Below are 11007 nucleotides of genomic sequence, written 5' to 3' on the forward strand. Positions count from 1 at the left end.
AACGCCTCCTTCGGCATGTCCGGGTGCCGTACCACGTTGTGCGGCTGGCCTTCGATCTCTTCGGGGGAAAATCCGCTGACCTGGATGAATGCCGCGTTCGCGTAGGCAATGTAGCTGTTCGCGTCGGCGTGTCGAGCGGCGCCGCGCTCGGTGCAACGACGATGATCGTGCTCGGCCCCGCACTCTTTTCCGCGTACGTGAGCGCGGCCGCATTGCCCGTCGCCGCATTCGCGGGCGCGCTCGCGGTCGCGGCGCTCGTCTACCGGCTCGCTGCGTCGCGCGGCCGGCTCGCGCTACCGCTGCTGCTGCTCGCCGGCATCGCGATCAACGCGCTGGTCGGTGCGGCGATCGGGCTCCTCACGTTCGTCGCCGACGACGCACAATTGCGCTCGCTGACCTTCTGGAGCCTCGGCAGCCTCGGCGGCGCGCAATGGTCCGCGCTGGCAGCCGTCGCGCCGTGTGTCGCGATCGGCTGCGTGCTGCTCGCACGCGAACGAAACTCGCTGAATGCACTGCAGCTCGGCGAAACCGAGGCGCTGCACCTCGGCGTACCGGTGCAGCGGCTGAAGCGGCGCGTGCTCATCGCGGTCGCGCTCGCAGTCGGCGCGCTGGTGTCGTGCGCGGGCATCATCGGCTTCATCGGGCTCGTCGCGCCGCACTGCGTGCGCCTCGCGTGCGGCCCCGACCAGCGGGTCGTGCTGCCCGGCGCCGCGCTGCTCGGCGCACTGCTGACGCTCGCTGCCGATCTCGCCGCGCGCACCGTTGCCGCACCCGCTGAAATTCCGCTCGGCGTGCTGACGGCGCTGCTCGGCGCGCCGTTCTTTCTCGTACTGCTGTGGAAGAGCCGCGGCGCACTCGGCGGCTAACCCTTCCCTCACGACGACCATGCTGACCGCCCATCACCTCGACGTCGCCCGTCGACACCACGCGATCCTGCGCGACCTGTCGCTGTCGATCGAACCCGGCCGCGTGACCGCGCTGCTCGGTCGCAACGGCGCGGGCAAGAGCACGCTGCTGAAGACCTTTGCCGGCGAGCTGACCGGCGGCGTCGCGCCGAACGGCGTGCGCGTGACCGGCGACATCACGCTGAACGGCGAACCGCTTGCGCACATCGATGCACCGCGGCTCGCGTGCCTGCGCGCGGTGCTGCCGCAGGCCGCGCAGCCGGCGTTCCCGTTCAGCGTCGACGAAATCGTGCTGCTCGGCCGCTATCCGCATGCGCGGCGCAGCGGCGCGACGTCGCACCGCGATCGCGACATCGCGTGGCGGGCACTCGAACGCGCGGGCGCCGATGCGCTCGTCGGCCGCGACGTGACGACGCTGTCGGGCGGCGAACTTGCGCGCGTGCAGTTCGCCCGCGTGCTCGCGCAGCTATGGCCGGACGACGACGCAACGGAAAACGGCCCGCGCTACCTGCTGCTCGACGAGCCGACCGCCGCGCTCGATCTCGCGCACCAGCACCGCCTGCTCGATACCGTGCGCGCCGTTGCGCGCGAATGGCAGCTCGGCGTGCTCGCGATCGTGCACGATCCGAATCTCGCCGCGCGGCACGCGGATACGATCGCGATGCTCGCCGACGGCACGATCGTCGCGCACGGCACGCCGCGCGACGTGATGACGCCGGCCCACATCGCGCAGTGCTACGGATTCGCGGTGAAGATGGTGGACACCGGCGACGGCGCGCCGCCGGTGATGGTGCCTGCATAGCGCGGGCCTGCGCCGCACGACTGTTGCACCGCTCGATGTCTGGTCTTACCGATAGCAGCACGTTCACGCAGCATCAATCGCGCTTCGCGCATCCCCTTCAAGGAGACCCCCATGCCGCTTCCGATGACCCGCATCATCCTGTACGTCCAGGACGTCGCATCGCTCAAGACGTTCTACCAGCAGTATTTCGATCTGCCCGTCGTCGAGGAAATCGAACACGAGTGGGTCGTGCTCGGCGCAGGCGCCATCGAGCTCGCGCTGCATCTCGCCGGCCCGGCGTTCCGCCACGCGGCGCCCGCTCACGCGGAGACGCGCGCGGAAGCGAGCCACGTGAAGTTCGTGTTCTCGATCGGCCAGGATATCGGCGCGCATCGCGACCGGCTGGCCAGCAGCGGCGTGACGGTGCGCGATCTCAAGCGCTATGACGGGTTCGCGTACACGATGTACGACGGCATCGATCCGGAAGGCAACGTCTTCCAGGTGATGCAGGCCGACTGACGGTCGGTTCGGCCCGGGCGCTCACCCGAACGCCCGGGCCGGCATCGCTCGCGCCCCCACCCGCCGCGCGGGTGGCGAGCCTCCCTGCTCAATGCTCGACGTCGGCCACGCCGAACGTGCGCATCTTCCAGCCCAGCCGCACCGCGAACATCCGCATCGCGAACCCCGCGACAAGCGCGACCACCGTCGCGACCCCGGCATCGACGCCAAGGTGCTGCATCCCGACATAGAGCGCGCCCGTGACGAACGCGACGCTCGCATACAGTTCCTCGCGCAGGATCAGCGGCATCTCGTTGCACAGCAGGTCGCGCAGCATCCCGCCGCAGACGCCCGTGATCGCGCCGGCCAGCACGACGATGATCGGCGCGGTGCCGGTTGACGCGCCGATGTCGCAGCCGATGATCGTAAATGCCGCGAGGCCGATCGCGTCGACGGTGACGAACAGCGTCTTCATTCGCGCGACATGCCGTGCGACCCACGACGCGACGGTCGCCGCGACGAGCGTGATCACCAGGTACTCGGGATGCGCGATCCAGCCGAGCGGATAGTGGCCGAGCAGCACGTCGCGCACGGTGCCGCCGCCGAGCGCCGTCACCGCGCCGACGAGCGCGAGCCCGAAACGGTCCATCCCGCGGCGCATGCCCATCAGCGCCCCCGACATCGCTTCCGCGACGATCGCAATCAGATAAAGCGTATGCATGGTGTGCGTCAGTCATCCGTCCGGAACAGGTCGAGCACGCGCTCGCGCTCGGCCGCATCGATCGCGGCAGGCATCGGCTCGGCGGGCTTGCCATGGTCGCCCGGCGTGCCGGACGCACCAGCCGCCACCGCCGCCCCGCCGCACGCGAAGCGGCTGCGGATGTACGACGGCACATCGGCCGTGCACGTGCCGCGCGTGTATTCGGCGTAGACGAAGTCGCCGTCGACGAGCGCGACGTCCTGCGGCGGCGTCGCCTCGACCGACGTACGCCCGTCGACGGCCGTCTTCATGTAGTCGAGCCAGACCGGCAGCGCCAGCGATGCGCCGGTCGCGCGCCCCATCGGGCGCGGCGTGTCGTAGCCGAGCCACGCGACCGCGACGATGCCCGACGAGTAGCCGGCGAACCACACGTCCTTCGACCCGTTCGACGTGCCCGTCTTGCCGGCCGCGTCGTCGCGGCGCAGCGCGAGCGCACCGCGTGCGGTGCCGGACTTCACGACGTCACGCAGCATGCTGTCCATCATGAATGCATTGCGCGCCGACACGACGCGCTCGCCGGCGGGTGCCGTGGCCTCGTACATCGCACCGCCATGACGCTGCTTCACCGACAGGATCAGGCGCGGCACCATCCGCGTGCCGCCGTTCGCGAACACGCTGTACGCGCTTGCCAGTTCGAGCGGCGTCACGGCGCCCGCGCCGAGCGCGAGCGGCAGCGACGCCGGATTGCGCTGCGCGTCGAAGCCGAAGTGCACCGCGTGCTGCTGCACGTAGCGCGCGTCGGTCGCCTGCATCAGGCTGACCGCGACCAGGTTCTTCGAGCGCATGAGCCCGCGCCGCACCGGGATGAAGCCCTCGTAGTTGTTGGCGAAATTGCGCGGGCGCCACGGCCGCGCGCCGGTTTCCTCGTGCGTGAGCGTGCGCTGCGTATCGTCGACGAGCACGCCCGGGAAGTAGCCCTTTTCCAGCGCCGCCGAATACACGAACGGCTTGAAGCTCGAGCCCGGCTGGCGATACGCCTGCAGCGCATGGTCGAACACGTTGCGGTTGAAATCCGCACCGCCGACGAGCGCGAGCATGTCGCCCGTTGCCGCGTCGAGCGACACGAGTGCGCCTTCGAGCCCGTTGCGCGCATCGCGCTTCGCGCGCTGCTGACGGCTCAGCGTGCGTTCGAGCGACGCTTCCGCCGCGCGCTGGTCGCGCATCGAGATCGTCGTCGTCACGTCGAGGCCGAGCGTATAGGCGTCGTCGTGAAAGCGTTCGACCATCATCCGGCGCGCGCGCTCGGCGACGTACGGCGCCGCGATGATCCCGGGCGGCGGTGTGGTCGCCAGCGCGATCGGCGCGTCGACGGCCGCGCGGTACGTCGCGTCGTCGAGCTGGCCGAGCGCATGCATGCGGCCGAGCACGTAATTGCGCCGCGCGGTCGCGCGCGCCGGATTGACGACCGGGTTGAACGCGGACGGCGCCTTCGGCAGCCCCGCGAGCACGGCCGCCTCGCCTGCGCTCAGCGCGTCGAGCGGCTTGCCGAAATACACGTTCGCGGCCGCCGCGAAACCGTACGCGCGCTCGCCCAGATAGATTTCGTTCATGTACAGCTCGAGCAGCTTGTCCTTGCTGTATTCGCGTTCGAGCTTGGTCGCCATCAGGATCTCGGCGAGCTTGCGGCTCAGCACCTTGTCGCGCGTCAGGTAGAAGTTGCGCGCGACCTGCATCGTGATCGTGCTGCCGCCCTGCCCGGGTTGCCCCGTCACGACGTTCGCGAACGTCGCGCGCGCGAGGCCACTGAAATCGACCGCGCCGTGCTGGTAGAACTTCGCATCCTCGGCCGCGAGCAGCGCCTGCCGCATCAGCGGCGGGATGCGTTCGAGCGGCACGAACTCACGGCGCTCGACGCCGTATTCGGCCAGCAGGTCGCCGTCGCGCGAGAAGATCCGCAGCGGCAGCGCCGGGCGATAGACGGCGAGGTGCTCGACGGACGGCAGTTGCGTCCAGATGCGCTGGATCGTCCATGCGCCGATACCCACGCACGCGACCGTCAGGCCGAGCAGCGCGCCCGCGAGCGTGCGCCACACGCGGCGGCGGCGTGGCGGCGACGCGGGTGGTGGTGGCGGGGATGCGGTGTGGTCGGTCATGTCGGGCTCCTTCTTCGATGCTGCGACGGCCGGTGCGCGGGAGGCACCGACCAGTCACGAAAGGCGCGCATTGTCGAAGGGATGGCGCGAAACCGGAACATTCTTTAGCCAAAGTTTGGCTGGCTAAATTTTATTTAGGAAAGGGGGCCTGGGCCGTTCGTGGCACACCTGCGACCGCTTGACGCACTGTTGGAAGAACCACGCTGCACACGATCCGGTTCGCCTGTAGGATCGCGTGATGTTCGATCGATATCTCGGCCTGTGGGGCCTCGCTCCCGACGGCAACCCGATCCTGACCGCGAGCGGCGGCCTGCTGCCGGTCGTCTGGCAATCGCGGCCGGCGATGTTGAAGATCGCCACGTGTGACGAAGAGCGTCGCGGCAATGCGCTGATGACCTGGTGGAACGGGCAAGGCGCGGCGCAGGTGTGGCAGCACGACGGCGATGCGGTGCTGCTCGAACGGGCGCGGCCGGTGCCGACGCTGGCCGGTTTTTCGGCATCGGGGCGCGACGATGATGCGATGCGGATCGCGTGTGATGTCGTGGCGCGGCTGCATGCGCATCGTGCGCCGGAGCCGCCCTCGGTCGTGCCGCTGCACGACTGGTTCCGTGCGCTGCTGTCGGATACCTCAGGCAGCGACGTGCTTCGTCGCGCGGCTACGGTCGCGCGCCAATTGCTGGCCGGGCCGCCTGTCGACGAAGTCGTCCTGCACGGCGATATCCATCACGGCAACATCCTCCACTTCGGCGAACGCGGCTGGCGCGCGATCGATCCGAAAGGGCTGCGCGGTGATCGCGCGTTCGACTACGCGAACCTGTTCTGCAATCCCTCGCACGATCTTGCGGTCGATTCTGTGCGCTTCGAGCAGCGCGTTACGCTCGTCGCCGATAAGGCGAAGCTCGGCCGACGTCGGCTGCTGCAATGGATTCTCGCGTGGTCGGGCTTGTCGGCGGTGTGGCTGATCGAGGACGGGCTGCTGCCCGATACGCGGTTGCAGGTCGCTGCGCTCGCGGCGACTGCGCACGACCAATAGAAATATGCATCGCTCATGAAAACAGGTTCATCGCAAATACCTACGGAATGCGGGAAGACCGGCAGTTTTCAGCCCGCTCTCCATTTAGCTACACGTTCCAGAGGACATTCGAACGACGCCTCCGCCTACACAACAGGCCGAAGTAGGCTGACGCTAATCGCCACGTCATCTGCCATTGCCAACATTTTTGCATCGGTGCCTACGAGGCCTCGGTTAGCGGCGGATCAATAAATGGGACCGTTACAATCAAGACCACGCGCTTTCCCCAAGAGTGGTTGCGCCGGAGCACGCTAGATTGATCTACCTTTGATGACCGAACAGCCGGCTTGCGAGCCCGCGCTGCTCGGGTGGCGACTCAATGCTTGCGTAGAATTCAAATGCGGTATAAAATGACGGCGCAGTGCGGGGTCGGAGGCCGCCACATGTTGCGTGACCCGACTCTTCAGGAGGAAAATTGCACTGGATGGCCATCGGACCTTCTGCTGACTTGGTATCGCGGTATAGGCCGGACACCTGTACTGGCAATTTGTCCACAAAAGTAGATCTAAGTTACATGCTTTTTTGAAAATTTAAAGCATCAGAAATTTCTTGAAGTATTAAAGGCCCGTCACATGATGGGCCTTTATCATTTTGGGGACTATATGACTGACGTCGGCTTCGCCCGAGATCTGGAAAATATCAGGGACTCTCTTAATAAATCCGACCAGCAGACTATCACTGGCGCGAAGTTGTGGGATCTTATCAAGAAAAATGCTCCAGACGTGAATATTCGTCAAGTTGTTGGCATTCCGAGTGGCCCGGGTGCACTAAGCCGCTTCGTGGACCAGCATTTGGGAGATGTGTTAAGCCGCGGCGGAAAGAGTGGCTCGGATCCGATTTACACCATTGGGAAAAATGAGAAAACTCCACACGAGCCAACGCTCAGTGACGTGGATTCTGCAAGGCTGTGGACTACTTTTGTTCGTTCACACTCGTCGGCAACGATCGTCCTGACCGACACTGCTCCATTTATTGAAGTTGTTGACACACCCAGTCTCGACCAAAGATCGAGAGAGATTAACAGTGCAACGCGCGAAGAACTAGATGCAATTAGGGCGCAATATACACAGAATCTTTCCGACAAGCTTAGCGCTCCCGGGGTATTAATTCCCAATGCACGTGCACCATTCTCCGAGTGGTCACAGGCAGTAAAGCGACTGGGCGCAGAGCACTACAGAAATTGGGCGATATTCCGCGTCGAGAAGATCATTGACTTGTTTGTCGCTCGTCTCAGTGCGAGGCAAGTCGAACAACGACGCAGCGATGAATTGGCGAGGCTCTTGCGTCGCGCACAGTCGGCAGCGAGGGCAGAGACGATAAGTCATATAAAGCCCACAGAAAAAGAAAGTAATTCATCGAGACACGCAAGCCCGGCATTGAACATTCGAGCGACATCGGAGTCCTCTTCGGAAGAAGAATTTCGTTCTGCTGTCGCAGACGTAATAGCGTCGCTACCCATATCCGATCTACGGGAATTGAGATTACCTGCCGGTGTATTTTGGGACATCATCAATCAACTACCTCGGAACAGATAAGTCGCCGTGGCCGATCGTTATGCGTATGCCGAGCGCGACAAGACGCTCGTCCTAGTGAGCCGTAGATTTCTAGACGATGTTACCAATACGATGTCGCAACTCGGATGCTCGGGGTGGAGCACTGCATTCGAGATACGCGTATTGCCAGAACGACGCGACGCGTGCGAGGACCTTACGAGCGTTATCTATGATAACACCTACAATATTATTTCGGAGTACGCGGAACAGCGTGTGCGTAACGTACTGGCGTTACCACATCTAGCTGTGGACCTTCAGCGCCTCAAAGAAGAGGAAATTCCACTACGAGAGACGAATACAGTTGTCACCATGTGTAAAGTACTCGGGGAGGAACTGCGAGCCAGAAGACTGCATTGGGAGGACTTTTCACACGACGAATGGCAGAAATCCACGCTGGGGCTTACAACACCGAAACAGTGGGTGCAACAGTTTGGCGAATTAGGTTTTTCAAATATTGGACGACAGCTCTTAAAAGGGTTGCGCGTCATTACAGAAAGAGAGCTCCGCGATGCCTTCTCTGTCTCACGCGATCAAATTGTTGGCTTGCGTGTAGGCTACGCGTATATAAAAGATGACGAAGCAGGTAGTAGCTCGTTATCGATAAAAAACATACTCGAACATTACTACCCGTCCAAGGATGTGTTCGCGGTTGACCTTAACTCGATAGATCGACTAACGGAGATGGATAAGGACGTTGTCTTCGTCTTTGAAGACGGTCTCTGGAGCGGAGTCGAGCTTGTTCGACGTCTGAAGACTATTCACGCGTCAGAGCCATTTCGCCAAGGCTCACTCCAATTGCACTTTCGGTATGGCGCAACAAGCGATTCGGGGTTGATAGCTGCAAGGCTCTTCGCCCGGCGAGAACGATCCAGTCGCGTGCAGTTTAGCGCAGCTTCCACTGGCTACCACTTCCGATTTCTCCGTCCCAGCGTTGAGAGCGAGGTAACGAGAATACTGACAGAGGACGATGACTTCATCCGGAAACTGCTCGATACGGCCGTGGAACCATATGCATTTCGTGAGGATGTTGGATGGGGACAGGAACGTGATGAGGCAATTTCCATTTGCTCAGAAATTGGCAGGCAACTTGTATTGCCGTTTCTACGTCGAAAGAAGACGCGGCCCAACACTACAGAGCAGAGTGAAGCGCAAGTGGCATATGCCGACATCGCGGACGATGACATCAGAAAATGGGAGCTTGGTGCCAGCCGCTTCGCGTCAACGGTAGTGTTCGCCACAAGCATTCCTAAGCCGGTTCTGCCTTTGATGTGGTTATCAGGAAAAGTCACTCTGAAAGAGCGAACCGTCAATTGGAAGCCACTTTTCTGGGATGTAAGACGCACGGGAACAGTTGCCAATTAACCTGATTGAACTAATGGCGCAAGTCTCAAAAAATCCGATGCGGAAAGATCGGGGGCATTTGAACAGGCCTTGTGAGTACAACGAGTGCCTGTGCACCTTTAGTGCTGTCGTCGCGGTCACGCCGGGTCGAAGGGTCTGAGTGTGTCGGCACGCAAATTCACGGCAATCCCCAAAAAAAAACCCGCCGGCATTCCCCCGGCGGGCTTTCACATCCAACTGCTTCCTCAACGCTTAACGCGCCGGGTTCAGCAACAGGTTCATGTGACGGTTCACATCCTTGTACAGCAGGTAACGGAAGCGGCCAGGGCCACCCGAATAGCATGCCTGCGGGCAGAACGCGCGCAGCCACATGAAATCGCCCGCTTCCACCTCGACCCAATCCTGATTCAGTCGATAAACAGCCTTCCCTTCGAGCACATACAACCCGTGCTCCATCACGTGCGTTTCAGCAAACGGAATCACACCGCCCGGCTCGAACGTCACGATATTCACGTGCATGTCGTGGCGCATGTCGCTCATGTCGACGAAGCGCGTCGTCACCCATGCACCGTTGGTGCCGGGCATCGGGATCGGCTCGACGTCCTGCTCGTTGGTCACGAAGGCTTCCGGCAGCGGAATGCCGTCGACGGCCTGGTAATGCTTGCGCACCCAGTGGAAACGCACCGCGGCATCGCTGACGTTGTGCAGCGTCCAGTCCGCGCCCGGCGGAATGAACGCGTAGCCGCCCGGCTTCAGCACGTGCTTCTTGCCTTGCAGCGTCAGCTCGGCTTCACCTTCGACGACGAACAGCACGGCTTCGGCGTTCTTGTCCTGCTCGGGCTTGTCGCTGCCGCCGCCCGGGTTCACTTCGACGATGTACTGCGAGAAGGTTTCCGCGAAACCCGACAGCGGGCGGGCGATCACCCACAGGCGCGTGTTCGTCCAGAACGGCAGCCAGCTCGTGACGATGTCGCGCATCACACCCTTCGGGATCACCGCGTACGCTTCGGTGAACATCGCGCGATCGGTCAGCAGATCGGTCTGCGGCGGGTGGCCGCCATGCGGCGCGTAATACGTTGTCTTAGACATAGTGCATCCAGGCAATGGGTTGGTCCGGCCCCGGACGCAAACGGCATCGGGCGGCACGTACGCGCGTGGGGCACGCATGCGGCGGCGGGACATCGTTGCCGGGGTGGCTTGAAGGCGCATGCGCCTTCGTTCGGTCGGCCAGGCTTCGCGACGGGTTCGTCCGGTTCATCGGACGCGGCGGCCCATGCTTGTGGAGCCGGCGGCCGGGCCGCGGCGCTCGCGATCATGCGGCGAGGCGCGGCCAGCGGCACGGTGCGATGCCGTACGCGAGCCTTGCCGACGATAGCGAAGTCGTTCGCAATCGACCAATTAAATGTTGCGATGGATTCCATTCGATTTCCCACTACCGGCGGGCACCCGCGATACGCGGTGAGGAAGCGTGGCGCGACGGTCTGGCTATCAGGGAAATCCTGACGGGCGCGGCCACGCGCACGTCGGCCGGGACGCTAGAAGCGCAAGCGAGCAACCGCAGTCATGCCGGTCGCGCACGCGGGTCGCGATACATCTGGTTACGCAGATTGGAAAACCACGACACGCGCACGGCAGCAAGGTGTACCACGCCGAACATGAGTCGCCATCAGGCCGGAACGGGCCAACGGGAATCGAACGAAACGCGAACGGTGTCGACGCTGCCCGGACGCAATCAGTCGCGAGAGGCGGTGTAGTCGGGAAACGGGGAATGACAGCGAGGAGGGAAACTTGCCGGCCCGTCGATCGGGCATCTGGCGGCGGCTAATGAAGCCGGAAAGTGTTCGCCGGTCTGGCCGGCGATAGCGGCCCGGCAGGCCGCCGGGCCGAATCTCGCGTCGGGTGCCGACGCCGTCGATCGGACGAGCGTCGCGTAGGGAAAGCGTGTTGCTCGCCGCTGTGATGCTTGTGGTCCGCGGACGGTTGTATAAATGATGTCAGCACACA

8 protein-coding genes and 1 pseudogene are annotated in these 11007 nt (G+C 63.3%); 6 read left to right on the plus strand and 3 right to left on the minus strand.

What is annotated here, in order from left to right:
• Positions 1 to 116 precede the first annotated feature (116 nt).
• The 3 genes and pseudogenes from G3N61_RS35685 to G3N61_RS35695 form a co-directional block, all read left to right on the plus strand.
• Positions 117 to 866, plus strand: a pseudogene (locus G3N61_RS35685) (iron ABC transporter permease); the annotation flags it as partial.
• 19 nt (positions 867 to 885) lie between these two features.
• On the plus strand, positions 886 to 1707 hold the full coding sequence (locus tag G3N61_RS35690; protein ID WP_205824706.1) for a heme ABC transporter ATP-binding protein: 822 nt from the start codon (positions 886 to 888) through the stop codon (positions 1705 to 1707).
• 111 nt (positions 1708 to 1818) lie between these two features.
• Complete coding sequence (locus tag G3N61_RS35695) at positions 1819 to 2205, plus strand: VOC family protein (protein WP_205824707.1); 387 nt, start codon at positions 1819 to 1821, stop codon at positions 2203 to 2205.
• A gap of 88 nt (positions 2206 to 2293) precedes the next feature.
• Here the strand turns inward: G3N61_RS35695 and G3N61_RS35700 are convergent, their stop codons facing one another.
• Both G3N61_RS35700 and G3N61_RS35705 read right to left on the minus strand, forming a co-directional pair.
• Positions 2294 to 2905 carry a trimeric intracellular cation channel family protein gene (locus tag G3N61_RS35700; RefSeq protein WP_205824708.1) on the minus strand — a complete coding sequence of 204 codons (612 nt, stop codon included), beginning with the start codon at positions 2903 to 2905 and terminating at the stop codon, positions 2294 to 2296.
• An 8-nt stretch (positions 2906 to 2913) separates the two neighbouring features.
• On the minus strand, positions 2914 to 5037 hold the full coding sequence (locus G3N61_RS35705; protein WP_205824709.1) for a PBP1A family penicillin-binding protein: 2124 nt from the start codon (positions 5035 to 5037) through the stop codon (positions 2914 to 2916).
• Positions 5038 to 5275: 238 nt separating this feature from the next.
• Here G3N61_RS35705 and G3N61_RS35710 point away from each other — a divergent pair, with 238 nt between their 5' ends.
• The 3 genes from G3N61_RS35710 (at position 5276) to G3N61_RS35720 (ending at position 9024) form a co-directional block, all read left to right on the plus strand.
• Complete coding sequence (locus G3N61_RS35710; protein ID WP_205824710.1) at positions 5276 to 6070, plus strand: aminoglycoside phosphotransferase family protein; 795 nt, start codon at positions 5276 to 5278, stop codon at positions 6068 to 6070.
• Between the two features lie 611 nt (positions 6071 to 6681).
• Positions 6682 to 7644, plus strand: a complete 963-nt coding sequence (locus G3N61_RS35715) for a hypothetical protein (RefSeq protein ID WP_205824711.1) — start codon at positions 6682 to 6684, stop codon at positions 7642 to 7644.
• Positions 7645 to 7875: 231 nt separating this feature from the next.
• Positions 7876 to 9024 (plus strand): hypothetical protein, encoded by a 1149-nt coding sequence (locus G3N61_RS35720; RefSeq protein ID WP_205824712.1) that lies wholly within the window; start codon positions 7876 to 7878, stop codon positions 9022 to 9024.
• 231 nt (positions 9025 to 9255) lie between these two features.
• Here G3N61_RS35720 and G3N61_RS35725 read toward each other — a convergent pair whose 3' ends face one another.
• The gene (locus tag G3N61_RS35725; protein ID WP_011353825.1) at positions 9256 to 10092 is read right to left on the minus strand and encodes a bifunctional allantoicase/(S)-ureidoglycine aminohydrolase; all 837 of its coding nucleotides are present in this window, start codon (positions 10090 to 10092) and stop codon (positions 9256 to 9258) included.
• Positions 10093 to 11007: the final 915 nt, after the last annotated feature.

Origin of the sequence: Burkholderia sp. Ac-20349 (assembly GCF_017104865.1) — a bacterium.
In the GTDB taxonomy this organism is placed as follows: domain Bacteria; phylum Pseudomonadota; class Gammaproteobacteria; order Burkholderiales; family Burkholderiaceae; genus Burkholderia; species Burkholderia aenigmatica.

Excerpts from the sequence above, each read along its gene's own strand:
- G3N61_RS35695 (WP_205824707.1), top strand. The coding sequence starts at position 1,819 with ATGCCGCTTCCGATGACCCGCATCATCCTGTACGTCCAGGACGTCGCA.
- G3N61_RS35705 (WP_205824709.1), bottom strand. The coding sequence starts at position 5,037 with ATGACCGACCACACCGCATCCCCGCCACCACCACCCGCGTCGCCGCCA.
- G3N61_RS35715 (WP_205824711.1), top strand. The coding sequence starts at position 6,682 with ATGATGGGCCTTTATCATTTTGGGGACTATATGACTGACGTCGGCTTC.
- G3N61_RS35725 (WP_011353825.1), bottom strand. The coding sequence starts at position 10,092 with ATGTCTAAGACAACGTATTACGCGCCGCATGGCGGCCACCCGCCGCAG.
- G3N61_RS35690 (WP_205824706.1), top strand. The coding sequence starts at position 886 with ATGCTGACCGCCCATCACCTCGACGTCGCCCGTCGACACCACGCGATC.
- G3N61_RS35710 (WP_205824710.1), top strand. The coding sequence starts at position 5,276 with ATGTTCGATCGATATCTCGGCCTGTGGGGCCTCGCTCCCGACGGCAAC.
- G3N61_RS35700 (WP_205824708.1), bottom strand. The coding sequence starts at position 2,905 with ATGCATACGCTTTATCTGATTGCGATCGTCGCGGAAGCGATGTCGGGG.